Below are 24,958 nucleotides of genomic sequence, written 5' to 3'. Positions count from 1 at the left end.
TGAAAGAAAGTGAGCAGAAACCACATGCCCGACTTTGTCCGAAAAATAATGGTAGTGTATAATAAGTTGGAGATTATTAGGGGAAGAAAAACGAACTAGAATATGATTGGAGAGACCATTGCTGATTAAAAAAAATGCTTTATCTATTTTAAAAATTGTTTTTCCTATTGCTGTTTTATTATTTGTTATTTATCAATCGAAACAAGAACTGACAAATCTGTCATTCAAACGCACGCTTATGGTCATAAATGGGCTGGAACGAACAGACTTATTCATCCTTGTATTGATCGGCCTGCTGGCTGTTTCAGCCATGTCGCTGTATGATTACGTTCTGAAATACTCCCTGCGGCTGTCGATCACAAACGGAAAGGTATTCAGGGTTTCTTGGATCGCCAACTCATTTAACAACGTTCTGGGATTCGGCGGATTAGCCGGAGTCGGGCTAAGAATGATGTTTTATAAAGAGCATACGAAAGATCAAAAGACCCTCGTCAAAGGAATCGCCTGGCTTACATCCTCTATGCTGCTCGGGTTATCTGTTTTCAGTATTTTCGTCGCTGCGCGGGTGCTGCCAGTGGATGAAGTGATCCATGAGAAGCCGTGGCTGTGGGCTGTCGTTATCGGCTTCGCGCTGATTTTGCCGGTATCTTTAGCGGTGGCCAAAATAAAAGGCCGCAAAGACGGAAATGAAGAAAATACGGACAAAGTGAAAAATCCGATTTTCGCTTATATCGGTGCTTCTGTTGCCGAATGGCTTATGGCCGGATTCGTCATCTATTTTGCTTTATTCGCTATGGGCATTCATGCTGATATCAGATATGTATTCGGCGTCTTCGTCATTGCGGCGATCGGAGGGATGATCAGCCTTGTGCCAGGCGGTTTCGGATCGTTTGACCTTTTGTTTTTGCTCGGGATGGAGCAGCTTGGTTATCATCAGGAGGCCATTGTTACTTCTATTGTTTTGTACAGGCTTGCCTATTCGTTTATTCCATTTGTTTTGGGACTGTTTTTTGCTGCGGGTGACCTGACCGAAAACACAATGAAACGGCTCGAAACGAATCCGCGCATCGCACCGGCAATTGAGACGACAAACGTTCTGCTTGTTGTCCAGCGGGCGGTATTAGTGAAAATTTTGCAAGGCTCACTTTCGCTTATTGTGTTTGTTGCCGGGCTGATCGTTCTGGCTTCAGTATCCCTGCCGATTGATAGGCTGACGGTTATTCCGCACATTCCGCGCCCGGCCCTTTTGCTGTTCAACGGACTGTCTTTAAGCTCAGCACTTATTCTGCTGATTTTGCCAATCGAGCTTTATAAACGGACAAAACGTTCCTATAAGATGGCAATTACAGCACTTGTCGGCGGCTTTGTGTTCAGCTTTTTAAAAGGACTCAACATCAGTGCGATATTTGTACTGCCGATGATTATCGTATTGCTCGTGCTTTTGAAAAAACAATTCCAGCGGGAACAGGCATCCTATACGCTTGGGCAAATGATATTCGCTGTGGCGCTGTTTACCGTAGCCCTTTTTAACTACAACCTGATCGCGGGCTTCATTTGGGATCGGATGAAGAAAGTGATGCGCCATGAATATTTCGTCCACAGCGATTCTCATATCACGTATGCGACGATCATGGCGATTATCATTGTGCCGCTGTTCTTCTTCATATTTACAGTGGTGTATCATAGGAAGACAGAACCGATCGGGGAAGAAGCTGATTCCGAACGCTTTGCTTCGTTTTTAAATGAAAAAGGCGGAAATGCGCTGAGCCACCTCGGCTATCTTGGAGATAAGCGGTTTTATTTTTCAAGTGATGGGAATGCACTTCTCCTGTTTGGAAAAATCGCCAGAAGGCTGGTTGTGCTCGGTGATCCATCCGGTGAACGACAATCGTTCCCGCTCGTGCTGGAAGAATTTCTGAACGAAGCGCATCAAAAGGGATTCAGCGTTTTATTCTATCAAATTGAACGAGAGGACATGGCGCTGTATCACGATTTTGGCTATAACTTCTTTAAGCTGGGCGAGGAAGCCTATGTAGATTTGAATACATTTACCTTGACCGGGAAGAAAAAAGCCGGTCTTCGGGCCATCAATAACCGATTTGAGCGGGAGGAGTATACCTTCCATGTGGATCATCCCCCATTTTCTGATGTGTTTTTGGAGGAGCTGAAACAAATCTCAGATGAATGGCTCGGCTCGAAAAAGGAGAAGGGATTTTCACTCGGATTTTTTGATTCGTCCTATTTACAGAAAGCACCGATCGCCTATATGAAAAATGCCGAAGGAGAGATCGTTGCGTTTGCAAATGTCATGCCGATGTATCAGGAAGGAGAGATATCGGTTGATCTGATGCGCTACCGTGATGACGCCCCGAACGGCATTATGGACGCATTATTCATCCGTATGTTTTTATGGGCGAAGGAGGAAGGCTGCACGTCGTTTAACATGGGAATGGCGCCATTGGCAAATGTCGGCACCGCCTTTACCTCCTTCTGGTCAGAAAGATTTGCCGCTGTCATTTTTAATAATGTCAGGTACATGTACAGCTTCAGCGGCCTAAGAGCCTTTAAAGAAAAATACAAACCGGAATGGCGCGGCAAATACTTGGCCTACCGGAAAAACAGATCTCTTTCTGTCACCATGTTCCTTGTCACGCGGCTGATCGGAAAAAGCAAAAAAGACTCCTTCTAATCAGATGGAGTCTTTTTTTTCGTCTTTATGGAATAGGTTTTAAGTGAAATAAAACAGTACATCGGCATCCATATCAGGAATGGACTCTTTCCTGCCTATAGAGAACATTGCTGAAAAAATATCCTTGAACAAGGGCGGAAAATGGGAAAGAAGAAGGGATCACTTCACAGAAACGGCTGTACACTTAGGAACCCGCATTCTGTAAATTTAATACCGATGATGGTTTACAACAAGAGGCACTTTCCGTTATTATTATGAATGATAATCATTTTCAATTGTGCAGGAGGTGAGACGGTATGCCTCAAACCGAACAGATAGATCAACATTCAGAACTGCGTGACATCATACGCAGCAGAAGATCAATTCGAAAATTTAAACAAGAGCCAGTGCCCTCAGCGGTTATTCTTGACATGCTTGAAACGGCAAAATATGCGCCAAATCACAGAGTGACAGAGCCATGGAGATTTATTTACGTTTCCAGTGAGACAGGAAAAGCAAATCTCATCAATACATTTGCAGCATTCTCTAAGAAATCCAAACCTGATATGACAGAGGAAAAACTGCAAAATTTCAAAAACACACTCGGACGCGTACCGGGATTCCTGCTCGTCGTGTTCCGGCAAGATGAAAACGAAAGAGCGAGAGATGATGATTTTGCGGCTACCAGCTCATTGATCCAAAACCTTCAGCTTCTTGCCTGGGAAAAAGGAATCGGCATGGTTTGGAAAAGCGGAAAAATCCTTTACGACAAAGAAGTCCAGCAGGCCTTTGATTTACAGGATAATGAACGATTTGCCGCCATTATACAAACGGGCTATCCTGATGAAGCGCCGGAAGTGAAAAAACGCACACCGATCCGTGAGCGGTTTACCGAGTTGTAAAAAAACCCCCTGTCTCAAACCGAGACAAGGGGTTTTTCGTTAACGGGTTCTCTTTTTCGCTCTATTGTCGGCTGCTTTCGCACGCTCTTGCGCTTTACGGTCATCCGCATCGGCAAGTTCGCTTGAATATTCCTCGTAAACGCCGTCAGTTTCCCTTTTTAATGCATCGGGAACTTGAGGAAGCTTTTGTTTGTTTTTATCACGGTTTTTGTGGATATGATTTCTGCCCATATCAAATTCCCCCTAAAAAGTGATATCAAACAAATATAGTATTTGGCTTTAGGGGGCTATGTATTCCTATTTTCGTTTAGCAGCTTTTTCCGCTTTTTTAAATTCGCCTGAATAAAGAACTTCCTGCATTTTCTTTAAATTAGCGCCTTGCTGATGCTTCTCCCTCTTCTTTTCCATAGAAAGGACCTCCTTCAACCATGTTATTCTTAAGGTTGACGTTTCCTTCCGTTTTTATACAGCCTTTCCGTCTGTTATCAGCTGTGAGAGTGCGAATGTAAGATCTGAATAGGTGAAACGAAAACCAGAAGTCAGCGCTTTTTTGGGGAGCGCGCGCTGCCCTTTCACAATGAGAAGACTCATTTCACCCAATGCTTTCGACAAAATGAACTCTGGAACGGGAAGCCAGTGGGGACGATGCTTCACCTGCGCAATCGTTTTCCCGAATTGCTTCATTTCCACCGGGTTTGGCGCGGTGACATTCATAGGGCCTGAGATGCCGGTGTTTTCCATCGCATACCGGATCATCTGGGCGGCGTCTTCGACATGAATCCATGACAGCCACTGTCTGCCCGTTCCGATCGTGCCGCCGCCCAGCAATCTATAGGGAAGAACCATGAGCGGGAGAGCGCCTTTTTCTCCAAGCATCACACCAAATCTCGCATAAACCGTCCGGATGCCCATCGCCTCAATTTTTTGTCCTTCCTTTTCCCACATATGCGCCGTATGGCTGAGAAAATCCTCATCTGACGTTGGGGAATCCTCTGTGAAGGTTTTTTCAAGACTTGTGCCGTAAATACCGACAGCACTAGCCTGGATTAGCGCCTTCGGTTTGTCCTTCTGTTTATGAATGAGCCGCTGTACTTCACGAGTCGCATTGATACGGCTGGAGAGAATGAGCTGCTTCGTTTTTTCTGTCCAGCGGCCAAAAATCGATTTTCCAGCAAGGTTTACCCAGACATCAATATGAGGAAGTTCTTGCTCAGGTGCGGCTCCTTCTGTCAGCCATTGGACATATGTGATATTTTTTTGTTCAGTTTCCCTTGCGTTTCTTGATAAAATATAAACATGGTGACCTTGGCGGATAAAAACGCCTGTCAGATGCCGGCCGAGAAAACCGGTTCCGCCCGTCATTGCAATATTCATGAACATCTCTCCTCATCGTTCTAATTAGTATACTTTACCTCATTATCATAAAAGAAAACGCGTGTCAGGCCTGAGAAGGGAGATTAAAATGCCATTTATTACAAAAATATCAACACAAAAAAAGAATACGGAACGTTTTAATATCTTTCTCGATGATAAATACGCCTTCAGTGTGGATGCGGACGTGCTCGTGAAATTTGAGCTCACAAAGGGAAAAGAGCTCGATGACCTTGAAATCATTGAGATTCAATACGGTGATGAAGTGAAAAAAGGCTTCAACCGTGCAATTGAATTTTTATCCTACCGAATGAGATCAACGAAAGAGGTGGAGGACCACTTAAAGAAAAAAGAAACCTCTGCCCCCGTCATTGCGGAAGTGATTCATAAGCTCAACGACTACAAGTACTTAAACGACGCGGAGTTTGCCGCGGCCTACGTCAGCACCCACAAAAAAACGAACGGAAAAGGCCCTGACGTATTATTCAGAGAGCTGAGAGCGAAAGGGATCGACGACGATACAATTAAGGAAGCGCTGAGCTCCTTTTCCTTTGAAGATCAGACAAGGGAAGCGGTCAAACATGTTGAAAAGCTTCTCAAAAAGGATAAAAAACTTTCGACGAAAGAGCTCAAACAGCGCGCACAGATGCAGCTTCAGCGCAAGGGCTTCTCTTTTGATGTCATCAGTGCGGCGCTAGAGCAGATTGAATACGAAAATGATGAAGACACAGAAAAAGAAGCGCTGCGCCTGCATGCGGAAAAAGCGATAAGAAAATACCGCTATGACGGCTCCTATGAAAGCGCCATGAAGGTCAAACAATTTTTATTCCGCAAAGGATTCTCACTCGATTTAATCGAGCAATTTCTGCAGGAAGAGGAGTAGCTGAAAAAATGGAGAAACGATACAGTCAAATGACACCGCACGAACTCAATACCGAAATCGCCTCACTTTCTGAAAAAGCAAGAAAAGCCGAACAGCATGGAATCATAAACGAACTGGCAGTGCTCGAACGGAAAATTACGATGGCAAAAGCATATTTGCTGAACCCGGAAAAATTTTCACCGGGGGAAACATATCGTGTGGAAGACTCTCAAGACGAGTTTACCATCAGTTATATAAACGGCGTTTTCGCATGGGGATACAGAACCTCGTCCCCCCAGCAAGAAGAAGCGCTGCCAATCTCAGTATTGCAGGAAAAAAGAGGCTGAATTTCAGCCTCTTTTTATATGAATCACTGCAGCGGCTTTCTTTATCGTTTGCCTGAGGCTCTCATTTTTTCTTGAGGATGCTGATTGATCGATCCGTCAGCGCGCTTTGAAGCATAGTCGTCTTTTGCTCTCGGTTCACCCTGAAATTTATTTTCGTTTTCGTATGGAAATCCTTTTTCTTTATTCCGGACCATATCAGTTCCTCCTAGGTTCGAGATCAAAAAGTTGCGTCTTTTCACATGAAGACGTAAGGTTATTATATGGAGAACCCCACGTTTTAAAGCGTTATTTTTTTCCTGAAGAAAGGAGAACTGCACACATGGATACGTACATTGAGAAACTGACAAATCTGCTTCTGGAAAAGAACGATATGATCAGCTATATACAGGCAAAAACATGGGTGGAATTGTTATGGAGCGATTTCGAAGCGACCTATGCAAAAGCCGGACACACCTATCAAGGTGAAAAAATGACAGAAAAAATCGTCACACAATGGATCGAAAACTATGGCGGCCAGCTCCACCTTTTCCAAAGTTCCCGTGAGGATGTAAATGATTACTTAAACCAAAGCAGAGGCCTTTTGCATTGAAAAAACCTGCCGTCTATCATCCGGCAGGTTTTTTTATTTCCTTAAAATTACCTTAACAGCTAGAAAAAATGAACAAAACGTGTTTCACTCGCCGTTTAATCAGGGAATACCACATATATCTTGTCAAATGCGAGGAGGAGCTTTATATGAAAAAGAAACAAGTAATGCTCGCTTTAACAGCTGCCGCAGGACTTAGTATGACAGCACTTTATTCCGCTCCCGCAGCAAAAGCTGCGCCGCTTCACGACATATCTGCCAGCATGCCTTCATCCGATTCTTACATGATAAAAACAGGAAAGCTGAATGTCAGGACTGAGCCAAATCATAAAGGTAAAATTCTTGGCACATTATCATCAGAACAAAAAGTTACAGTTAATGGTTTCGCAAATGCCGATTGGGCTCAAATTCAGTTCAAAGGGAAAAAAGCATATATTTCAACACACTTCTTAATGAAAACCGCAAGACAAGCAAAAACAGCGAATCAGACAGCCTTCTACTCACCGACACCCGAAAATGGAAAAGCCAAACAGCTTTCAACCGGAACAGAGGTGACATTGCTTGGTTGGGGATTCAGTGAAAACGGCGGATTTGATTTCAAATGGGCGTTTGTTGATGATGGCAGGCATCAGGGCTATATTCAGACAAAGGACTTACAAATACGATAAATAAGGCAGGCAGAGAGCTTGTCTTTTTGCCTTTGTATGAAACATTTCTTCTTTCTGCACGTAACAATGAGAAAGGAGATGATGATATGGCTGGTTTAGTCAGCGGAGGCTGCATGATCATCGCGGGGATACTGATTAAACTGTTTCCGCCCAAAACCATCAACAGTGTGTACGGATTCAGAACGAGACGCTCAATGTCAGATCAACGTTTATGGGATGAAGCGAACCGTTACAGCGCATCATTGCTGATCCTGTCAGGCTTTTTGATTGCGGGGATGGGTTTGCTGTTGAAATCGAACTTGATCATTCTTCAGCTGATTTTGCTGCTTTCCGCCTGTGTCATGACATGTGTGCTTACGGAAAAAAGGCTGAAAAATATGACGCGCAGTCAAGGAGGAGATAGAAGTGGACGGAGTTAAATGCCAATTTGTCAAAACAAACGGAATTACGCTTCACGTTGCAACCGCAGGACCGGAGGACGGGCAGTTGCTTGTTCTGCTCCATGGGTTTCCAGAATTTTGGTACGGCTGGAAAAACCAAATCAAACCGCTTGCCGATGCGGGGTACCGAGTTATCGTGCCCGATCAGCGCGGCTACAATCTCAGTGACAAACCAGAGGGAATTGATTCGTACCGGATTGATACGTTAAGAGATGATATCATCGGACTGATAACACAATTCACAGATGAAAAAGCAATTGTCATTGGGCATGACTGGGGAGGGGCAGTCGCATGGCATTTGGCGTCCACCCGTCAAGAATATCTTGAAAAGCTGATCGCCATCAATATCCCGCATCCGCACGTTATGAAAACCGTCACGCCGATGTATCCGCCGCAATGGCTGAAAAGCTCGTATATCGCCTTCTTTCAGCTGTCCGACAAACCGGAGGCATCACTAAAGGACAATGATTACGAAGCATTAGATAAAGCGATTGGGTTATCGACACGCCCTGAGATGTTTACGTCTGAGGATGTCAGCAAATACAAAGAAGCATGGAAACAACCTGGTGCACTGACAGCTATGCTGAACTGGTACAGAGCCCTCAGAAAAGGAAGCCTTGCAGAGAAAACCAGTTGTGAAACAGTACCTTACCGGTTGATCTGGGGAATGGAAGATCGCTTTTTAAGCAGAAAGCTTGCGAAAGAGACGGAAAAACACTGCCCGAATGGACATCTCATTTTTGTTGATGAAGCATCCCATTGGATTAATCACGAAAAACCTGACATCGTCAATCAGCTTATTCTGGATTATCTAAAAAAATAATAAGTCAGAATGTCTCTCCGCTCGTCTGTCATAATGGCAGACTTTTTCTGTGCGTTTTTTTCATAGTCTGTTTTAAACATGACAAAATAACATTAAAAATGACACCATAAAATGTAACAAAAAGCAGGTTTAAACGACTTTTAAAAAAGGAATAGCCTTATTGAAGATTTGTCTGCACCCCCCTAAGGCAAAACTTAAATAGAATAAAAAGAAGAAGGTGCCTTAATGAAGCAAGGATTAATCTCGATTATCATTCCGTCTTACAATGAAGGAGATAATGTCAAACTCATTCATGAATCTTTGCAAAAGGAATTTAAGACCATTCCTTATGACTATGAAATTTTCTTCATAAACGACGGAAGTGTTGATGACACGCTTCAGCAGATCAAAGATTTGGCAGCCGTATGCAGCAAGGTGAAATACATATCCTTCTCTCGAAACTTCGGCAAAGAAGCCGCAATTCTGGCCGGCTTTGAGCATGTTCAAGGCGAGGCGGTCATCGTAATGGACGCTGATCTGCAGCATCCAACCTATTTGCTGAAAGAATTTATCAAAGGCTATGAAGAAGGCTATGATCAAGTCATTGCCCAAAGAAATCGAAAAGGAGACAACCCTGTCCGCTCACTCCTCTCATCTCTGTATTACAAGTTCATTAATAAAGCAGTGGAGGTGGATCTGCGTGACGGTGTCGGAGACTTCCGGCTGTTAAGCCGACAAGCAGTGGACGCTCTTTTGAAACTGAGCGAAGGCAACCGCTTCTCCAAAGGTTTATTTTGCTGGATTGGATTCGATCAAAAAATTGTGTTTTATGAAAATGTCGAACGAAAAAACGGCACATCCAAATGGTCGTTCAGCAGTCTGTTTAACTATGGAATGGACGGCGTCGTTTCATTTAACCATAAGCCGCTGAGAATATGCTTTTATACCGGCATTTTCATTTTGCTGCTTTCCGTCATTTATATCATTGCCACATTCGTTAAAATTTTGACAAACGGCATTTCTGTGCCTGGCTATTTCACCATTATCTCAGCAGTATTATTTCTCGGCGGAGTACAGCTGCTAAGTCTCGGCATCATAGGCGAATACATCGGCCGAATCTATTATGAAACAAAAAAACGCCCGCATTATTTGATTAAAGAAGCGAATATCACGAACAAAGACCTGCCTGAAACGAAAGAATTGAAAAGCATGCGGCGTCTGACAAAAATGCACTGAATATGTAAGCGCTATTGCCAGTGCTTTTTTGTATGTCCACTATCTAAAAGCAAGACTGGAGAATTTATATGAAAAGAAAATATGTCATGATTTATGCGGCCAGTCTGCTTGTTTCCATTCTGGCACACGCTTTTTTTGTGAAAGAATGGGCAGACGGCAGGTATATGACAGGCCCGGGTGACGGGCTTGCACAAATGATTGTATTTAAAAAATTATTATTTGACCAATACACACACTTGAATTTTTTCTATCAATATTCATTCGGACTCGGCGGCGGCACATTCAGTCAGCTCGGCTATTATTTTTCTGCTTCCTTTTTGTTTCTTGTTGTATCCGCCGGCGTCTGGCTTCTTCAAGCGATCCAGCTGATCGGAGAAGCGGATACGCTTTTTTGGGCGGAGTCAGCTGTTTTTGTCAGTATTTTTAAACTGAGTTTGATCATCTTTACAGCTGCATCTGTTTTCCACTACCTTCTCAAACATAGAGCGGCTTCGTTTACGGGGGCTGTGTTATACGGTGTCTCGATCATTTATTTCCGCCACGAAGCATATTGGGAATTCTTTACCGATACGATGATTTGGCTCCCGCTGCTTGTGCTCGGAGCAGAAAAAATCATGAGAGAGCGTCGTCCGGCATGGTTTATCATTGCGTGCGCGCTAACGTTAATCAATAATTTTTACTTTGCATACATAAACCTTATATTCATCGGAATCTACGTGCTATTCAGATGGCTGATCATACTGGAAAAGCATGAAGAGAAAAGATGGATCCAATTCAGAATGTTTTTGGTTTCAGGCCTTATTTCCTTTGGTATCAGTACGGCGGCATTTGTGCCGGTGGTATATGGTTATTTAAACAACCTGCGTCCCCCGTACAGCCAGAAAATCGAGTGGCTCAATTTCGATGATAATATCTTATTTTCGAGCCGGATTATCATTTTGCCGGCAGCCTTTCTGCTGTTTTTGTTTATTGTTTCTTTTTACAAAAACCGTGTGTTTCGACTCTTTGCCGGGGTGAGCCTGTTATTTATTCTTTTTCACTTCAGCCCGTATGCGGCAAGTGTGTTTAACGGCTTTTCCGCCCCGCAAAACCGGTTTGAATATGTTCTGGCATTTACCATTGCGGGGGCAGCCGCAGCGGGCCTGTCACAGCTGTCTAAATTGAAATGGAAAGAATTGCTCCCGGCCATAGCTGTTGTTCTGCTTCTTTACATGTATCATATCCACAGGTATGAACTGGATATATGGGAGACTGCGAATAAAAGCATTCTATTGCTCTTATTCCTGACAATCGCAGCGTTGTTTGCTGCGGGCTTCACGAAAAAATGGGCGAAAGCAGCTGTATACGGTGTAGTTATTCTTTCTTCACTGTTTATCGCCAACATCTATCAAAAATACGCGCTCTCAGAAGGAGGCGGTTTGGATAGTGTGACAAAAGCATATCTCACGGGTGAGGAATACAAAGGGCAAGAAGCTTCTGAGCTCATCAGGCGCTTACAGAAGGAAGATGATGATCCGCTCATGAGAATTGACTGGATGAATGGTGTCTTTAATAATACGCCAATCATTTACGGGTTTAATGGAGTCAGCGCCTATTCAAGCATTTTGAACAAACATCTGCTGACCTTCTATTGGAATGATTTGAGCATCGACATGGGGAGAGAAAGCGTCAGCCGTTATGCGTCATTCGGAGACAGGGCGAATTTATACAGCCTGCTTTACGGCAAATATTACATGACGGAAAAAACAAATGAAGCCAACGTCCCGTATGGCTTCAAAAAGCATGCGGAATCAGAGCGTTATGTCATTTATGAAAATCAATACATGCTTCCTTTTGTCAAAACAGCTGATGTCTTATACAGCGAAAGCGAGCTGGACAAACGACCCGCTCTTGCGAAAGAACAGGCCATGCTGAAAGGAATTGTGTTAGCAAATCCGTCAGAAAAAACGGAGCAGGTGCCAAAACTGGCCAATTTGATTCGCAAGTCGAATATCACCGCAAAACATGCTCAGTATCAAAACGGACTGCTCACTGTAACTGGAGTAAACGGAGGAGAACTGATCATCACTCCGGAAGAGGCTTCATCCGCTCCGGGAGACTACTATGTCAGCTTTTATTTGAAAAGCAAAGCAAAAGACAAAGGATTTACACTAAAGGTCAATGATTATGTCACAACGAGGAAATCGAACCAATCAATTTATAAAACAGGAGTAAACGATATCACAGTCAGAGTGCCTAAATCAGACCATATCTCAATCAAGCTTCCAAAAGGGGCGTATGAGCTGAAAAACATAGCACTCTATGAAGAAAACTACAGCACACTGAAAAGCGCAGTGCTGCAAAACAACACAGACAAAGCAGACAATCTGAAATGGGATAAAAATAAGCTGACATTTGCATATCATCTGTCAAAAGACCAGTACATCATGCTTCCGATTCCTTATGAAAAAGGCTGGGAGCTGAAGATTAACGGGAAACCACAGACGCTCGAAAAAGTGGATTATGCTTTTCTAGGTTTCAAGGCGCAAAAGGGAGACAATCACATTGAGCTGGTTTACTATCCGCCATATTTTAAAATATCAATGATGCTCACTCTCGTCAGTCTGCTGATTGCTATTATATATATTAGACGAAAAAAGCCAGGCTCTAAATAGAGCCTGGCTCAGCGTGTCGACAAACCCTCGCATTCGTTGTCAGGTTTATCTCAGCGGGATTGAAAACCCTTGAAGTCTAGGAGGGATGAGCATTGGAGCGGAGCGAATGTTATCATTCGCGAACATCAACGCGCAGGGATGTCAAAATCCTAAAATGAAAAGTTTTAGGATTTTGACAACAATTAAAGCCCGGCTCTAAACAGAGCCGAGCTTTAATTTTTTCTGAAGCTTTTCTTCGCTAAATATCCATCCTGTATAAGACGACCGAATCGTGAGATCATGGCCGATATGAACGATAGCGACAAATGGGTAATGGCCTTTGCTCCGATAACGCAGGTCTATAAACCTTACCTCGTAATGATCTTTAAACGTATCGACTTCCCACCGGTAAACTGGAGAAAATGACAGAAACGCCGCAATGTTATCATCCTGCTTTGCCGCATGCATCACGTCGGTTTCAGGAACAGGCACCCGATTAAATGTATCCAGAATTACGACGTGCCCTTCCATGCTTCTTCCCACATAAAAAGCATGGGCTGTCGTTACGGCGATCCGCCATTGCCTGAATTTCATCGTCGGTGAAATAATAATATTTTCAATCTCATCATGAATCATCTCACGAAGCTTCCGTTTAATTCTCAGCTGCATAATCAGGCGTACTAAATAATAGCCTGCCAATATGATGTATAAGCTGAGAAACGTAATGCCGGGATTGCCGCCTGCATACCAAACAGCGATAGCAGCCAGGTGGCTGATAAAAATAAACGGATCAAACGTATTAATCAGACCGAGCGCAACCCATTTTTTCGAAAATGGACGTACCGCTTGTGTTCCGTACGCATTGAAAATATCAACAAAGACATGCAGTACGACCGCCAGCAGCGTCCACAGCCACAGGTGCAGAAAATTGGCCTCCGGATAAAACACATGCAAAATCGCCGGAATAATGACAGACCAAAACAAAACGGCGGGAATGGAATGGGTAAATCCTCTGTGATTTCTTATATAAACAGCATTGTTTTTAAGCTTTAACACAGTATCAATATCTGGAGCCTGAGAGCCTGCAATCGTTGCGATCATAACAGCGTGAGCCATTGCGGGATTTGATCCGGTAACAGGGTCCAGTGTAGCGATACCGCCAAGTGCAATGCCCATCACGACATGTGTGCCTGTATCCATAGGTGACCTCCTTGCAGGATTGTCCTGCACATTCACTTTTGTAAGATATTCCCCGTTTTCATATACCCCATTTTCAAATCGATTCAATCGTTCTCATATATTTCTGCTTTTTCTTTACTTCTATTTAATGTAACATATTATCGTACTGTGCCCTTAGTGTACAACAAAAAACAGTCTAAAGAAAAGCGGGGCGCGAAAGACTGGAGAGAAACACATATGAACGTACTTGAAGACAAATTAAAACAAAAAGACATACAGCAATTTCGCGATGATCTCATCTCATGGTTCGAACGGGAACAGCGCGTTTTGCCGTGGAGAGAGGATCAAGATCCATATAAAGTGTGGGTATCTGAAGTCATGCTGCAGCAAACGAGAGTAGAGACGGTGATCCCATACTTTCTGCGGTTTGTGGAGCAATTTCCGACAGTGGAAACACTCGCTGATGCTGATGAAGAAAAGGTGCTGAAAGCATGGGAGGGTCTCGGCTATTATTCACGAGTCAGAAATCTGCAAAGCGCTGTAAAAGAAGTGAAACAGGAGTATGGCGGCGTTGTCCCTTCAGAAGAGAAAGCGTTTGGCGGCTTAAAAGGCGTCGGCCCTTATACAAAGGGAGCGGTGCTCAGTATCGCCTACAATAAACCTATTCCTGCGGTTGACGGAAATGTGATGCGTGTCATGTCCAGAATTCTTTCTATTTGGGATGATATTGCCAAACCAAAAACAAGAACGGTCTTTGAAGACGCGATCCGTGCATTCATTTCCAAAGAAAAACCATCTGAATTCAATCAAGGTCTAATGGAGCTAGGAGCCTTGATTTGTACGCCAAAATCGCCGTCATGCCTTCTATGCCCGGTTCAGCAACACTGCTCAGCATTTGAAGAAGGCACTGAACAGGAGCTTCCGGTAAAAAGCAAAAAGAAAAAACCCGGGGTCAAAACAATGGCCGCGATCGTACTGACGGATGAAGACGGACAAGTGTATATACACAAGCGGCCGTCAAAAGGTTTGCTGGCCAACCTATGGGAATTCCCTAATCTTGAAACACAAAAAGGAATCAAAACCGAGCGTGAACAGCTCACTGCATTTTTAGAAAATGAACATGGGATAAAAGCTGATATCAGTGATCTGCAAGGTATTGTCGAACACGTTTTCACCCACCTTGTATGGAATATTTCTGTATTTTTCGGTAAAGTAAAACAAGTGTCAGATGCCAAAGAGCTGAAAAAAGTATCGAAAGAAGAGCTTGAACAGTTTGCGTTCCCAGTATCACATCAAAAAATCTGGAAAATGGCAGTGGAAGCAGCCGCGGACTCGGCTGCTCCGTAAACATGTTTAATCGTAGGAAACGCGCGTGCCATGGGTGTAGTCGGCTTCATTGCGCTTCATTCCGCCGCGCGCTTCAATTTCTTGCGTTAATTCCCGATATTTTGATTGGCCTTCTTCGTTCAAATAAGGCATAATTTGCTGAAAGGCATGATGAAAATAGGCGAGCTCACTGTTCTTCCAATCTTCTTTGGAAACCATGTTTAATTCGCTCATATCACGTCCGACATACATAACAGAAGACCCCCTTTTTCAGTTCTTGCCATTATTGTTTGTGGAAATAAAAGAACTATACGCTACAAGGAGATGAGGAAAAAATGGAACAAAATAAATGTGCACTCATAACAGGAAGCAGCCGCGGTGTCGGAAAAGCAGCCGCGATGAGACTAGCTGAGAACGGCTATAACATTGTCATTAACTATGCCCGCAGCAAAAAAGCAGCTTTGGAAACAGCGGAAGAAATCGAAAAGCTGGGTGTCAAAGTGCTTGTCGTGAAAGCAAATGTAGGCCAGCCGGCAAAAATCAAAGAAATGTTTCAGCAAATTGATGAAACATTCGGCAGACTTGATGTGTTTGTCAATAATGCGGCTTCAGGCGTTCTGAGACCTGTCATGGAACTAGAAGAAACACATTGGGACTGGACCATGAACATTAACGCGAAAGCTTTGCTTTTCTGTGCTCAAGAAGCGGCCAAGCTAATGGAAAAGAACGGAGGCGGGCATATTGTCAGTATCAGTTCACTAGGTTCGATCCGCTATCTTGAAAACTATACGACAGTGGGCGTATCAAAAGCGGCATTAGAAGCTTTAACCCGTTATCTTGCGGTTGAGCTTTCACCAAAACAAATTATCGTCAATGCCGTATCAGGCGGAGCGATTGATACAGATGCTCTCAAACACTTCCCGAACAGAGAGGATCTGCTTGAGGATGCACGTCAAAACACGCCGGCGGGACGTATGGTTGAAATTAAAGACATGGTTGATACTGTTGAATTTTTAGTGTCTTCCAAGGCTGACATGATCCGCGGACAGACAATTATCGTTGACGGAGGACGCTCACTGCTCGTTTAAAAATTTTAAAAAAGAGGAATAGCCGTACGATCACCTGCACATTCTAATGACCGTGGAGGTGATAACAATGGCTAACTCAAATAATTTCAGCAAAACAAACGCACAACAAGTCAAAAAACAAAATCAACAATCAGCTGCTGGTCAAGGTCAATTCGGCACTGAATTTGCTAGTGAAACAAACGCTCAGCAAGTCAGAAAACAAAACCAGCAATCAGCTGCCGGCCAACAAGGTCAATTCGGCACTGAATTCGCTAGCGAAACGAACGCTCAGCAGGTTAGACAGCAAAACCAATCTGCTGAACAAAACAAACAACAAAACAGCTAATCACTGAAACAAAAAAAGCACTTCATCTTCAGATGAAGTGCTTTTTTCGTTTGTAAAACGACAAAACTTGTGAAAGGTCTACAGAATGTGTCAAAGGGTTTACCTGGTTGGAATCGAATGATTAAAGGAGGAACGTTTATACTTTCACCAGGCTGAAGGAGGAACCGATGACGGAATTTGAAAAGCTGGTATGTGAACAAATGAAGACGATGGACAAGCTTCTCGAGCTCCAATCAGAGCTCGACCGCTGCAAACAAATTGAAGCAGAACTTCGGCATTTGGAAAAGGACGCAAGGCTGCGGGGAATTCAGGCTGAGATTGCGGTAAAACGGAAACATCTTGCTGATATACAGGATATGTTTCAAAAGCAGACAGAGCAGGTAATTCGTTCATATCGCAACTCAGAAAAGCCATCTTCCTTTGTGTAGAACAGGAATGTGCCATTCCCCGGCCGGAATGGCTCTTTTATTTTCATTTTTTAATTTGTAACGTTATAATAGGTAAAAGACGTTGTCGGTAAGCAAATTTGGACATACTACCTTGTAGGGCTTTATAGAAAGTAGGGGAGAAATATGGGCTATCCCAAGGAAGGAGAAACCATTCAGATTCACAGCTATAAGCATAACGGGCTGATTCATAGAATTTGGAATGAAACAACAATTTTAAAAAGTACAGAAATGTGTGTCATCGGAGCCAATGACCGGACGATGGTAACTGAATCAGACGGCCGGACATGGATAACAAGAGAGCCCGCAATCTGTTATTTTCATGCAAGACAATGGTTTAATGTCATTGGGATGTTGAGGGAAGACGGGGTTCATTACTATTGCAATATCAGTTCTCCGTTTGCCTATGATGACGAAGCAATTAAATATATTGATTATGACTTAGATGTTAAGGTTTTTCCTGATATGACGTACAATATTCTCGATGAAGACGAATATGACGATCATCGGAAAGCCATGAACTACCCGAAAGAAATCGACAGTATTTTAAGAGACTACTTAAACACGCTGCTTCACTGGATTCACCAGCGTCAGGGACCGTTTGCGCCAGAGTTTGTCGATATGTGGTATGAACGGTATTTACACTATACAAAATAATAGTTACGTAAAAACCTGTTGCGGGGTACAACAGGTTTTTCACATGGGCGCACACTTACATCATGAGAAAGAGAGGGGGATTCAACGTGGGGGTTATGAAACGATATATGCAATTCGTCAAACCTTATAGGAAGCAAATTTTCATTACAGTATTAATCGGAATTGTAAAATTCTCCATTCCGCTTGCTCTCCCATTGCTTCTTAAGTACGTCGTTGACGATATTATCCAAGGAGGCGGAACGGCCAGCGGCAAAACAACGTCATTGTTCACCATTATGGCGATTATGTTCGCCTTATTTTTAATTTTGCGCCCGCCTGTTGAATATTATCGCCAATATTTTGCCCAGTGGACAGCCAGCAAGGTGCTCTACGATATAAGAGCCAAGCTGTTCAGCCATATACAGAAACTAAGTCTTCGTTTTTATGCGAATACAAGAACAGGGGAAATTATTTCCCGAGTGATCAATGATGTGGAACAAACAAAAGATTTTGTTATCACAGGTTTGATGAATATATGGCTTGATATGCTGACGATTTTGATTGTGATCTCTATCATGCTGACACTGGACATTAAATTGACACTGATCTCAATCGTTTTATTCCCATTATACGGCATATCAGTGAAGTATTTTTACGGCCGTTTAAGAAAGCTGACAAGGGAGCGCTCGCAGGCGCTTGCTCAAGTGCAGGGGCATTTACACGAGCGCATTCAAGGCATGCCGGTCATCAGAAGCTTTGCAATAGAGGATCATGAACAAGCTAATTTTAATGAGAAAAACAGCCATTTCTTAGATAAAGCCATCAGCCACACGAATTGGAATGCCAAAACCTTTGCAGTCGTCAATACCATTACAGATTTGGCGCCGCTCATCGTGATTGCATGCGCAGGCTATTTTGTCATTAATGGACCGCTGACAGTCGGAACAATGGTCGCTTTTGTCGGATATATTGACCGAATGTACAATCCTGTGAGAAGGCTGATTAATTCTTCTACAACATTGACACAGTCCATCGCATCAATGGACAGGGTGTTTGAATTTATTGACGAGCCATATGAACTCACTGATAAACCAAATGCTATTAAAGCTGACCAAATCCGCGGAGAAGTGGAATTTCAAAACGTATCATTTCAATATGAAAAAGAAAAAGACAACATTCTTCATAATGTCTCTTTAAAAGTAAATAAAGGAGAAACCGTAGCCCTTGTCGGCATGAGCGGAGGAGGCAAATCAACACTCGTCAGTCTGATCCCGAGATTTTATGATGTCACAAGCGGCAGACTGATGATTGACGGGACTGATATTCGCGATTATGAAGCGAGAAGCCTTCGCAACCAGGTTGGCATGGTGCTTCAGGATACCTTTTTATTCAGCGAAACGATTCGGGAAAATATCGCAATCGGCAAACCTGATGCCACTCTTGACGAAATTATTGAAGCCGCCAAAGCTGCCAATGCCCATGAATTCATCATGAATTTTCCTGAAGGGTATGAGACCCGGGTGGGAGAAAGAGGCGTTAAGCTGTCAGGCGGACAAAAGCAGCGGATCTCAATCGCGCGGGTCTTTCTGAAAAATCCGCCGCTCCTTATTTTAGATGAAGCGACATCAGCTCTTGACCTGGAAAGTGAGCATTACATTCAAGAAGCAATGGACAAACTGGCGAAGGACAGAACAACTTTTGTTGTCGCCCACCGTCTATCGACGATCACACATGCGGATAAGATTGTCGTTATGGAAAACGGCACAATCATCGAAATCGGAAGCCATGATGAACTCATGGACTATGACAGCCAGTACAAGCACTTATTTACCATTCAAAACTTGAGCTGAACCTCAATCTTATATCCTTTTAACAAAGGATATAAGATTTTTTTGTATATAAAAACCCGGCTTGATAGCCGGGTTACTCTTCTGTTTCTATTTCACAGTCTTTCGGATGATACGTTTGAAAACTCGTGATGAGTGTTTCCAAATGTTCAAGCTGCTCGCGATATTCTACAGCACTTGCCATAATATTAAGCATGTTGTAATCAATAAGCTCATCATCCGTATTTTGCTGATTTTTTAAAAATGATTTTGTTAAAAGCTGTTTATATTGAATGCCTTCTCCATCTGTGTCATCATGCGGCTTAATTTTGCCGACAAACCGCATCAAAATCAGCTCATGCCAGTACAGCAGGTAATCAAGCTCTTCAGTCAGTGTTTCTTGAAACTCTTCCGGCATATGATAGATGTCGTTTTCCAGACGATGCAGCTTCTTCAATGTATCAAGCGCCCGGTTTGCTGTGATAATAGCCTGCCTGAACAGGACAAGCTTTCTAGATTTCACATAAGTCGTTTTCTTAAAATAGCTTCTTTCTTCTTTATATAGCAGATATGTCTGATCAAGCTTGATCATTTTTTCTTTCAGTTTTTCAATATCCTCTTTTAAAATCGAATGCTCTGTTGACTGTCGCATAGACAGTCTGATCCACTTCAAAATTTCTTCAGTGTTTTCGACGGTATTATGAATCAGCTTTGTTTCGTACTTAGGAGGCAAAAACACAAGATTGACGATAAAGGAAGAAAGCACCCCTAAGATAACTGTGCTTGTTCTGATCAGTGCGAACATCAAAAAGTCGTCACCGGCAGATTCCAAAATCGCAATGACTGTTACAAGAGCAATCGAAATAGTGTGTTCAATTTTAAGCTTCAGCATGATTGTAATGACAATAACAGCTGTCAGCCCGATCATAATTGGGCTGGGTCCGAAAATAAGGCCGAATAATGTGGCAATCACTGCTCCGATAATATTTGCTTGAACCTGATCAATAATAATAAGAAAAGAGCGGTAAATCGACGGTTGGATCGCAAATATCGCTGCAATCCCAGCAAAAATCGGCGCGGGAAGCCCGATCCACGAAGCCAAATAAAGGGCAAGTGTAATCGCAATCCCTGTTTTGAAAATGCGGGCACCAAGTTTCATTGGTTTGTGCGTGCATTCCTTTCTATAGTAAATTGTATGACATTCGTAGCAAATGGCTAATCCTTAAAATTCCCGGTTAGTTTATTTGCTAAACAATTAAGTAATATACAGGGATCAATCCAAATATTCAAGCTATTTTTCTAGAAAAGGACCAAAATCTTACACGAAATTTGAATTCGTAAAAAAACAGGAGCATAATGCTCCTGTCCTTGATGACTGATTCTAGTTCTTAAGATGTTTAAAAGCATCCTCCACTGCTGCAAGCGTGTCTTTAATATCCTGCTCTGTATGTGCGGTAGTAATAAACCAGGCTTCATATTTAGAAGGAGCTAAATTAACTCCGCGTTCCAGCATCAGCTTGAAAAATGTAGCAAATGTTTCGCCATCACTGCGTTCAGCCTGCTCGTAATTTTCGACTTTCTCATCAGAGAAATAAACCGTGAGCGCACCTTTTAAGCGGTTGACAGTAATCGTGATGCCGTGTGTTTCCGCGTGTTGTAAAATGCCTTCCTCAAGCATAGCGCCAAGATGATCGAGCTTTTCATACACGCCTTCCTCTTTGAGCACTTCCAGACAAGCGATGCCTGCTAGGATAGAAGCGGGGTTCCCGGCCATTGTTCCAGCCTGATAAGCCGGTCCGAGTGGAGCTACCTGCTCCATAATTTCTTTTTTACCGCCATAGGCGCCAATCGGAAGTCCGCCGCCGATAATTTTTCCGAGTGCTGTTAAATCTGGTTTCACTTGCAGAAGATCCTGCGCGCCGCCATACATAAAGCGAAAAGCCGTAATGACTTCATCGTAAATAACGAGGGCGCCTGCATCATGTGTCAGTTCATTCACTTTTTCTAAGAAGCCCTCTTTGGGCTCAACAATTCCGAAGTTGCCGACAATCGGTTCAACGAGAACCGCCGCGATTTCATTGCCCCATTTATCAAGTGCCGCTTTATAGCTTTCGATATCATTAAATGGAACTGTGATGACTTCATTTGCAATGCTTTTTGGTACACCGGCTGAGTCTGGTGTTCCGAGAGTAGATGGCCCGGAACCAGCAGCGACAAGCACAAGATCTGAATGTCCGTGATAACAGCCTGCAAATTTAATGATTTTTGTCCGTCCTGTATATGCGCGAGCCACACGGATCGTCGTCATAACAGCTTCTGTCCCCGAATTGACGAATCTTACTTTGTCCATAGCGGGAATGGCTTCTTTGAGCATCTTTGCAAATGTAACCTCGTGTTTCGTCGGTGTTCCATATAATACACCGTTCTCTGCCGCTTTTTTAATCGCTTCTGTAATGTGCGGGTGGGCATGTCCGGTAATGATCGGACCGTACGCCGCCAAATAATCGATGTATTTGTTGCCGTCCAGATCCCAAAAATAAGCGCCGTTTGCTTTTTCCATTGCGACGGGAGAACCGCCGCCGACTGCTTTATATGATCTAGACGGGCTGTTTACACCGCCGACAATGTGCTCTAATGCTTCGTTGTGAAGTTCAATTGATTTTGTATGCAAGAATAAAAACCTCCTATATCTCCATGCCTCCTTTCTATTGTAGCATGCTTCCATACAAGAACAATGGAATCAGGCTTAAGATGAAAGGAACGATGGTTGTAATCTGGACAAGAATTGGATACGCTTATTAAAAAAACATCGGAGGTAATGTAATGACTATTGAAATCGGACAAAAAGCGCCCGACCTTGAGTTGAAAGGCGACCATGGAAAAACAGTGAAATTATCGGATTATAAAGGAAAACATATTGTGCTTTATTTTTATCCAAAAGACATGACACCGGGATGCACAACTGAAGCATGCGATTTTCGGGACAGTCACGAAAGCTTTGCAGAACTTGATGCCGTCATTATCGGTGTCAGCCCGGACAGCCAGGAAAAACACGGAAAATTTAAAGAGAAGCATAACCTTCCTTTTCTGCTTCTTGTTGATGACGAGCATAAGCTGGCGGAAGCGTTTGACGTTTGGAAACTGAAGAAGAACTTCGGAAAAGAATATATGGAAATTGAGCGCTCCACTTTTTTAATTGATAAAGAAGGCAGGCTCGTAAAAGAATGGAGAAAGGTAAAAGTAAAAGACCATGTAGCCGAAGCGCTTCAAACTCTCAAAGATATGTCGGAAAAATAATTTTTTTATGATCCTCAAATGATATGATTACTTTTGCCTTGATATCAATTGACAAATTATCGTAGAAAGAGTTACACTAATTATAAACATTACAATGTAAGAATTTTTTTTAGAAGAGAGGTGCATGACGGATGGCTGCACATGAACTAAAAGAAGCCTTAGAAACGTTGAAGGAAACCGGAGTTCGCATCACTCCTCAACGTCATGCGATTCTGGAATATCTCGTTAACTCTATGGCTCATCCAACAGCGGACGATATATATAAAGCTCTGGAAGGGAAATTTCCTAACATGAGCGTAGCGACGGTATATAACAATTTGCGTGTGTTTCGGGAATCCGGTTTGGTAAAAGAGCTGACATACGGCGATGCTTCCAGCAGGTTCGATTTTGTCACATCCGATCACTATCACGCGATATGTGAAAACTGCGGTAAAATTGTGGACTTCCATTATCCGGGCCTTGACGAAGTGGAGCAGCTCGCTGCCCATGTCACGGGCTTCAAAGTAAGCCACCACCGTTTAGAAATTTACGGTGTCTGCCAAGAGTGTTCGAAAAAAGAAAACCATTAAAAATAAGCTGGCCGTCGAAACGGTCAGCTTATTTTATTTTGACATTTTCTTTTTATTATAAGACTCATCAAATTCTTTTCCTTCTAAGCCTTTATCTAAAGTCAGCGGCTCCCTGCAATGCATACACATATCTACTCTCCCTAAAATCTTTGTCTCCTTTTCACAGGCCGGGCATATGACACGAACCGCTTTGGTCGAAAGCATTCCAATCCAAAAGTAAACAATCGTGCTGAGACCGATGGATAAAAGCCCAAGTATCATAAACAAGCTGGATAGCAAAACTGACTCTTTGAAAAAAATCCCGATGTACATAATGATAAACCCAACGAAAACCAAACTTAATGCGAATGTTCTGATTTTATTAATTTTGCTGGAGTATTTCGCCATGTCCATCCCCCTTTGATGTAACTATAGCACAAACCTGATGGGATTTTCTTCATGTTTTCGATTGAACTTGAATTTACATATGGAGACTTTTTACGAAATTGTTTATAATAGTTCAATATGTTTAGAAAAAAGGAATTTCGTTTTCATCATAGAATTGAATCAATATAGAGAATAAAAAATTTTGAACAATTGCATTGGAGGAATAGTGATGGATAATCTTCTCCGTCCAATTTACCAAGAAAGAGCTAGTCATCCCAATACATTGGCTGTCATTATAATTGAGAGAAGAAACAAAACATCTTCTTTAACAGACAACTTTGATGCTGCTTTGCTGGTGATTGTAAAGGAGGCTGACGAGCCTGTTTTTATAAAGCATTATGAACTTGATCAAAAAACAGCTTCTTTACATGTGGTAACAGATTCTCAGATTCAAGAATGGATTTTGCTCGGCACCAATAGAAGAATCATAGATTGGGTTGTAAATGGTAGAGTTTTATTTGACCGTAACGAATACATAGTTGGACTGAGTGACAGGCTGAATACATTTCCGTTTGCTGAACGCAAACTGAAGATCGGACTCGAATACGGCAAATTAATAAGAAGATATATAGAAGGAAAAGCTTTTTTTGAAGCCAATCAATTTTTAGATGCCTACAATGCGATTGTTCACGCGCTGCATCATTTAGCGCGCATTGAAGTAATCGACAGGGGATTTCATCCGGAAACCACGGTATGGAGCCAAGTGCGCCAAATAGAGCCTCAAGTGTATAAGTTATATTCGGAGCTGATTGATAGTCACGAGAGCTTGGAAAAAAGACTCGAATTATTATTCTTAGCAAATGATTTTCTGATCAATTCCAAAGCTGAGATTGGTTCGGCTCATCTTTTCGAAGTGATGAAAGAAAAAGATATTTGGCAATTCGGTGAGCTTCTTCATCATCCGGATTTAAAGCATTTTACCCAAGACCTTGGCGTTGTGCTTGATTACCTGACAGACAAAGGGCTTATCAACGTCTGCCAGATAGAAACGAAAGGGCAGGCTGTCTATCACCGAGGATATTCTTTCGAAAAAGATGTTGACTCTGATTCCTGACCATGATATATTATTAAACGTCGCTGATGCGCTTATGAAAAAACAAGCTCACAGCGGCGGAGAAATAAAATAAAAACATTTGACAAAAGAAATCCAAAATGTTATATTAATAAAGTCGCTTCAACAAGAGGCGGAAATGATCTTTGAAAACTAAACAAGACAAAACGTACCTGTTAATTCAGTTTTAAACAAATCGCACAGCGATGTGCGTAGTCAGGGGCCTGCACGATGCAGGTCATGCAGATGTTCTCACAGGATGTGATGAACTGTA

Annotated in this window: 28 protein-coding genes and 1 pseudogene; 19 read left to right on the top strand and 10 right to left on the bottom strand. The window is 42.8% G+C overall.

The features are described from left to right. Nucleotides 1-118: 118 nt before the first annotated feature. Nucleotides 119-2,689 (top strand): bifunctional lysylphosphatidylglycerol flippase/synthetase MprF, encoded by a 2,571-nt coding sequence (gene mprF, locus BTW01_RS10425; protein WP_162102915.1) that lies wholly within the window; start codon nucleotides 119-121, stop codon nucleotides 2,687-2,689. A 42-nt stretch (nucleotides 2,690-2,731) separates the two neighbouring features. Here the strand turns inward: mprF and BTW01_RS18470 are convergent. Continuing rightward, a pseudogene (locus tag BTW01_RS18470) lies at nucleotides 2,732-2,815 on the bottom strand (hypothetical protein); the annotation flags it as partial. A gap of 170 nt (nucleotides 2,816-2,985) precedes the next feature. On the opposite strand from BTW01_RS18470, the gene BTW01_RS10420 reads away from it, so the two are divergent. After that, nucleotides 2,986-3,570, top strand: coding sequence for a nitroreductase family protein (locus BTW01_RS10420; protein ID WP_162102914.1), 585 nt, complete (start codon nucleotides 2,986-2,988; stop codon nucleotides 3,568-3,570). Nucleotides 3,571-3,609: 39 nt separating this feature from the next. Here the strand turns inward: BTW01_RS10420 and BTW01_RS10415 are convergent, their stop codons facing one another. The 3 genes from BTW01_RS10415 to BTW01_RS10405 form a co-directional block, all read right to left on the bottom strand. Next, nucleotides 3,610-3,801: a YfhD family protein gene (locus tag BTW01_RS10415; protein ID WP_162102913.1), complete on the bottom strand. Its 192-nt coding sequence runs from the start codon at nucleotides 3,799-3,801 to the stop codon at nucleotides 3,610-3,612. Nucleotides 3,802-3,867: 66 nt separating this feature from the next. Next, entirely contained in the window at nucleotides 3,868-3,978 is a 111-nt protein-coding gene (locus BTW01_RS10410) for a YfhE family protein (RefSeq protein WP_003223230.1), read from the bottom strand. Nucleotides 3,979-4,032: 54 nt separating this feature from the next. Beyond that, on the bottom strand, nucleotides 4,033-4,944 hold the full coding sequence (locus BTW01_RS10405; RefSeq protein WP_162102912.1) for a TIGR01777 family oxidoreductase: 912 nt from the start codon (nucleotides 4,942-4,944) through the stop codon (nucleotides 4,033-4,035). Between the two features lie 88 nt (nucleotides 4,945-5,032). Here BTW01_RS10405 and recX point away from each other — a divergent pair, with 88 nt between their 5' ends. Further along, complete coding sequence (gene recX, locus BTW01_RS10400) at nucleotides 5,033-5,824, top strand: recombination regulator RecX (RefSeq protein ID WP_162102911.1); 792 nt, start codon at nucleotides 5,033-5,035, stop codon at nucleotides 5,822-5,824. Between the two features lie 8 nt (nucleotides 5,825-5,832). Next, the gene (locus tag BTW01_RS10395; protein ID WP_162102910.1) at nucleotides 5,833-6,150 is read left to right on the top strand and encodes a YfhH family protein; all 318 of its coding nucleotides are present in this window, start codon (nucleotides 5,833-5,835) and stop codon (nucleotides 6,148-6,150) included. 41 nt (nucleotides 6,151-6,191) lie between these two features. Here BTW01_RS10395 and BTW01_RS10390 read toward each other — a convergent pair whose 3' ends face one another. After that, nucleotides 6,192-6,344 carry a small, acid-soluble spore protein K gene (locus tag BTW01_RS10390; protein ID WP_010330867.1) on the bottom strand — a complete coding sequence of 51 codons (153 nt, stop codon included), beginning with the start codon at nucleotides 6,342-6,344 and terminating at the stop codon, nucleotides 6,192-6,194. Between the two features lie 125 nt (nucleotides 6,345-6,469). Between BTW01_RS10390 and BTW01_RS10385 the strand changes: the two genes are divergently transcribed. The 6 genes from BTW01_RS10385 (at nucleotide 6,470) to BTW01_RS10360 (ending at nucleotide 12,536) form a co-directional block, all read left to right on the top strand. Next, on the top strand, nucleotides 6,470-6,739 hold the full coding sequence (locus tag BTW01_RS10385; RefSeq protein WP_162102909.1) for a YfhJ family protein: 270 nt from the start codon (nucleotides 6,470-6,472) through the stop codon (nucleotides 6,737-6,739). Between the two features lie 146 nt (nucleotides 6,740-6,885). Continuing rightward, nucleotides 6,886-7,404 (top strand): SH3 domain-containing protein, encoded by a 519-nt coding sequence (locus BTW01_RS10380; RefSeq protein ID WP_162102908.1) that lies wholly within the window; start codon nucleotides 6,886-6,888, stop codon nucleotides 7,402-7,404. Between the two features lie 86 nt (nucleotides 7,405-7,490). Then, entirely contained in the window at nucleotides 7,491-7,823 is a 333-nt protein-coding gene (locus BTW01_RS10375) for an SdpI family protein (RefSeq protein ID WP_162102907.1), read from the top strand. Further along, nucleotides 7,810-8,667 carry an alpha/beta fold hydrolase gene (locus tag BTW01_RS10370; RefSeq protein ID WP_162102906.1) on the top strand — a complete coding sequence of 286 codons (858 nt, stop codon included), beginning with the start codon at nucleotides 7,810-7,812 and terminating at the stop codon, nucleotides 8,665-8,667. The genes BTW01_RS10375 and BTW01_RS10370 overlap by 14 nt, the downstream gene beginning before the upstream one ends. A 225-nt stretch (nucleotides 8,668-8,892) precedes the next feature. Further along, complete coding sequence (locus tag BTW01_RS10365) at nucleotides 8,893-9,882, top strand: glycosyltransferase family 2 protein (protein WP_162102905.1); 990 nt, start codon at nucleotides 8,893-8,895, stop codon at nucleotides 9,880-9,882. 68 nt (nucleotides 9,883-9,950) lie between these two features. Further along, on the top strand, nucleotides 9,951-12,536 hold the full coding sequence (locus BTW01_RS10360; RefSeq protein WP_162102904.1) for a YfhO family protein: 2,586 nt from the start codon (nucleotides 9,951-9,953) through the stop codon (nucleotides 12,534-12,536). 195 nt (nucleotides 12,537-12,731) lie between these two features. Here BTW01_RS10360 and BTW01_RS10355 read toward each other — a convergent pair whose 3' ends face one another. Continuing rightward, a complete protein-coding gene (locus tag BTW01_RS10355; RefSeq protein WP_162102903.1) occupies nucleotides 12,732-13,715 on the bottom strand; it encodes a metal-dependent hydrolase in 984 nt (327 codons plus the stop codon). A 216-nt stretch (nucleotides 13,716-13,931) separates the two neighbouring features. Between BTW01_RS10355 and mutY the strand changes: the two genes are divergently transcribed. Next, a complete protein-coding gene (gene mutY / locus BTW01_RS10350; RefSeq protein ID WP_162102902.1) occupies nucleotides 13,932-15,041 on the top strand; it encodes an A/G-specific adenine glycosylase in 1,110 nt (369 codons plus the stop codon). Nucleotides 15,042-15,047: 6 nt separating this feature from the next. On the opposite strand, the gene BTW01_RS10345 is transcribed toward mutY, so the two are convergent. Continuing rightward, the gene (locus tag BTW01_RS10345) at nucleotides 15,048-15,272 is read right to left on the bottom strand and encodes a hypothetical protein (protein ID WP_162102901.1); all 225 of its coding nucleotides are present in this window, start codon (nucleotides 15,270-15,272) and stop codon (nucleotides 15,048-15,050) included. A gap of 83 nt (nucleotides 15,273-15,355) precedes the next feature. Between BTW01_RS10345 and fabL the strand changes: the two genes are divergently transcribed. From fabL to BTW01_RS10320, 5 genes are all read left to right on the top strand, one after another. Beyond that, nucleotides 15,356-16,108: an enoyl-[acyl-carrier-protein] reductase FabL gene (gene fabL / locus BTW01_RS10340; protein ID WP_162102900.1), complete on the top strand. Its 753-nt coding sequence runs from the start codon at nucleotides 15,356-15,358 to the stop codon at nucleotides 16,106-16,108. A 67-nt stretch (nucleotides 16,109-16,175) separates the two neighbouring features. Next, nucleotides 16,176-16,433, top strand: a complete 258-nt coding sequence (gene sspE / locus BTW01_RS10335) for a gamma type acid-soluble spore protein SspE (protein WP_162102899.1) — start codon at nucleotides 16,176-16,178, stop codon at nucleotides 16,431-16,433. A gap of 167 nt (nucleotides 16,434-16,600) precedes the next feature. Further along, complete coding sequence (locus BTW01_RS10330) at nucleotides 16,601-16,861, top strand: YgaB family protein (protein ID WP_162102898.1); 261 nt, start codon at nucleotides 16,601-16,603, stop codon at nucleotides 16,859-16,861. Between the two features lie 144 nt (nucleotides 16,862-17,005). Beyond that, on the top strand, nucleotides 17,006-17,536 hold the full coding sequence (locus tag BTW01_RS10325) for a DUF402 domain-containing protein (RefSeq protein WP_162102897.1): 531 nt from the start codon (nucleotides 17,006-17,008) through the stop codon (nucleotides 17,534-17,536). A gap of 86 nt (nucleotides 17,537-17,622) precedes the next feature. After that, complete coding sequence (locus BTW01_RS10320; RefSeq protein WP_162102896.1) at nucleotides 17,623-19,365, top strand: ABC transporter ATP-binding protein; 1,743 nt, start codon at nucleotides 17,623-17,625, stop codon at nucleotides 19,363-19,365. Between the two features lie 73 nt (nucleotides 19,366-19,438). Here the strand turns inward: BTW01_RS10320 and BTW01_RS10315 are convergent, their stop codons facing one another. Together BTW01_RS10315 and BTW01_RS10310 are read right to left on the bottom strand one after the other, a co-directional pair. After that, a complete protein-coding gene (locus BTW01_RS10315; RefSeq protein ID WP_162102895.1) occupies nucleotides 19,439-20,500 on the bottom strand; it encodes an aromatic acid exporter family protein in 1,062 nt (353 codons plus the stop codon). A 222-nt stretch (nucleotides 20,501-20,722) separates the two neighbouring features. After that, nucleotides 20,723-22,012, bottom strand: a complete 1,290-nt coding sequence (locus tag BTW01_RS10310; protein ID WP_162102894.1) for a glutamate-1-semialdehyde 2,1-aminomutase — start codon at nucleotides 22,010-22,012, stop codon at nucleotides 20,723-20,725. A gap of 152 nt (nucleotides 22,013-22,164) precedes the next feature. On the opposite strand from BTW01_RS10310, the gene bcp reads away from it, so the two are divergent. Together bcp and perR are read left to right on the top strand one after the other, a co-directional pair. Then, nucleotides 22,165-22,638, top strand: a complete 474-nt coding sequence (gene bcp, locus BTW01_RS10305) for a thioredoxin-dependent thiol peroxidase (RefSeq protein ID WP_162102893.1) — start codon at nucleotides 22,165-22,167, stop codon at nucleotides 22,636-22,638. Nucleotides 22,639-22,769: 131 nt separating this feature from the next. Then, nucleotides 22,770-23,207 carry a peroxide-responsive transcriptional repressor PerR gene (gene perR, locus BTW01_RS10300; RefSeq protein WP_003223285.1) on the top strand — a complete coding sequence of 146 codons (438 nt, stop codon included), beginning with the start codon at nucleotides 22,770-22,772 and terminating at the stop codon, nucleotides 23,205-23,207. A gap of 33 nt (nucleotides 23,208-23,240) precedes the next feature. Here perR and BTW01_RS10295 read toward each other — a convergent pair whose 3' ends face one another. Then, nucleotides 23,241-23,594: a YgzB family protein gene (locus BTW01_RS10295; RefSeq protein WP_162102892.1), complete on the bottom strand. Its 354-nt coding sequence runs from the start codon at nucleotides 23,592-23,594 to the stop codon at nucleotides 23,241-23,243. Between the two features lie 208 nt (nucleotides 23,595-23,802). Between BTW01_RS10295 and BTW01_RS10290 the strand changes: the two genes are divergently transcribed. Beyond that, nucleotides 23,803-24,687 (top strand): nucleotidyltransferase-like protein, encoded by an 885-nt coding sequence (locus tag BTW01_RS10290; RefSeq protein ID WP_162102891.1) that lies wholly within the window; start codon nucleotides 23,803-23,805, stop codon nucleotides 24,685-24,687. The last annotated feature ends 271 nt before the right edge of the window (nucleotides 24,688-24,958 follow it).

Source organism: Bacillus sp. SKDU12 (genome assembly GCF_010093085.1).
Taxonomy (GTDB): domain Bacteria; phylum Bacillota; class Bacilli; order Bacillales; family Bacillaceae; genus Bacillus; species Bacillus mexicanus.
This window is presented reverse-complemented; position numbering and strand designations above follow the sequence as displayed.

Bases quoted from the DNA above. Each gene is read 5' to 3' on its own strand.
- BTW01_RS10330 (WP_162102898.1), top strand. From the start codon at position 16,601: ATGACGGAATTTGAAAAGCTGGTATGTGAACAAATGAAGACGATGGAC.
- BTW01_RS10295 (WP_162102892.1), bottom strand. From the start codon at position 23,594: ATGGCGAAATACTCCAGCAAAATTAATAAAATCAGAACATTCGCATTA.
- recX (WP_162102911.1), top strand. From the start codon at position 5,033: ATGCCATTTATTACAAAAATATCAACACAAAAAAAGAATACGGAACGT.
- bcp (WP_162102893.1), top strand. From the start codon at position 22,165: ATGACTATTGAAATCGGACAAAAAGCGCCCGACCTTGAGTTGAAAGGC.
- BTW01_RS10355 (WP_162102903.1), bottom strand. From the start codon at position 13,715: ATGGATACAGGCACACATGTCGTGATGGGCATTGCACTTGGCGGTATC.
- BTW01_RS10380 (WP_162102908.1), top strand. From the start codon at position 6,886: ATGAAAAAGAAACAAGTAATGCTCGCTTTAACAGCTGCCGCAGGACTT.
- BTW01_RS10405 (WP_162102912.1), bottom strand. From the start codon at position 4,944: ATGAATATTGCAATGACGGGCGGAACCGGTTTTCTCGGCCGGCATCTG.
- fabL (WP_162102900.1), top strand. From the start codon at position 15,356: ATGGAACAAAATAAATGTGCACTCATAACAGGAAGCAGCCGCGGTGTC.
- BTW01_RS10315 (WP_162102895.1), bottom strand. From the start codon at position 20,500: ATGAAACTTGGTGCCCGCATTTTCAAAACAGGGATTGCGATTACACTT.
- BTW01_RS10390 (WP_010330867.1), bottom strand. From the start codon at position 6,344: ATGGTCCGGAATAAAGAAAAAGGATTTCCATACGAAAACGAAAATAAA.
- BTW01_RS10325 (WP_162102897.1), top strand. From the start codon at position 17,006: ATGGGCTATCCCAAGGAAGGAGAAACCATTCAGATTCACAGCTATAAG.
- perR (WP_003223285.1), top strand. From the start codon at position 22,770: ATGGCTGCACATGAACTAAAAGAAGCCTTAGAAACGTTGAAGGAAACC.
- BTW01_RS10420 (WP_162102914.1), top strand. From the start codon at position 2,986: ATGCCTCAAACCGAACAGATAGATCAACATTCAGAACTGCGTGACATC.
- BTW01_RS10290 (WP_162102891.1), top strand. From the start codon at position 23,803: ATGGATAATCTTCTCCGTCCAATTTACCAAGAAAGAGCTAGTCATCCC.
- BTW01_RS10345 (WP_162102901.1), bottom strand. From the start codon at position 15,272: ATGTATGTCGGACGTGATATGAGCGAATTAAACATGGTTTCCAAAGAA.
- mutY (WP_162102902.1), top strand. From the start codon at position 13,932: ATGAACGTACTTGAAGACAAATTAAAACAAAAAGACATACAGCAATTT.
- BTW01_RS10415 (WP_162102913.1), bottom strand. From the start codon at position 3,801: ATGGGCAGAAATCATATCCACAAAAACCGTGATAAAAACAAACAAAAG.
- BTW01_RS10385 (WP_162102909.1), top strand. From the start codon at position 6,470: ATGGATACGTACATTGAGAAACTGACAAATCTGCTTCTGGAAAAGAAC.
- BTW01_RS10365 (WP_162102905.1), top strand. From the start codon at position 8,893: ATGAAGCAAGGATTAATCTCGATTATCATTCCGTCTTACAATGAAGGA.
- sspE (WP_162102899.1), top strand. From the start codon at position 16,176: ATGGCTAACTCAAATAATTTCAGCAAAACAAACGCACAACAAGTCAAA.
- BTW01_RS10360 (WP_162102904.1), top strand. From the start codon at position 9,951: ATGAAAAGAAAATATGTCATGATTTATGCGGCCAGTCTGCTTGTTTCC.
- BTW01_RS10410 (WP_003223230.1), bottom strand. From the start codon at position 3,978: ATGGAAAAGAAGAGGGAGAAGCATCAGCAAGGCGCTAATTTAAAGAAA.
- BTW01_RS10375 (WP_162102907.1), top strand. From the start codon at position 7,491: ATGGCTGGTTTAGTCAGCGGAGGCTGCATGATCATCGCGGGGATACTG.
- BTW01_RS10395 (WP_162102910.1), top strand. From the start codon at position 5,833: ATGGAGAAACGATACAGTCAAATGACACCGCACGAACTCAATACCGAA.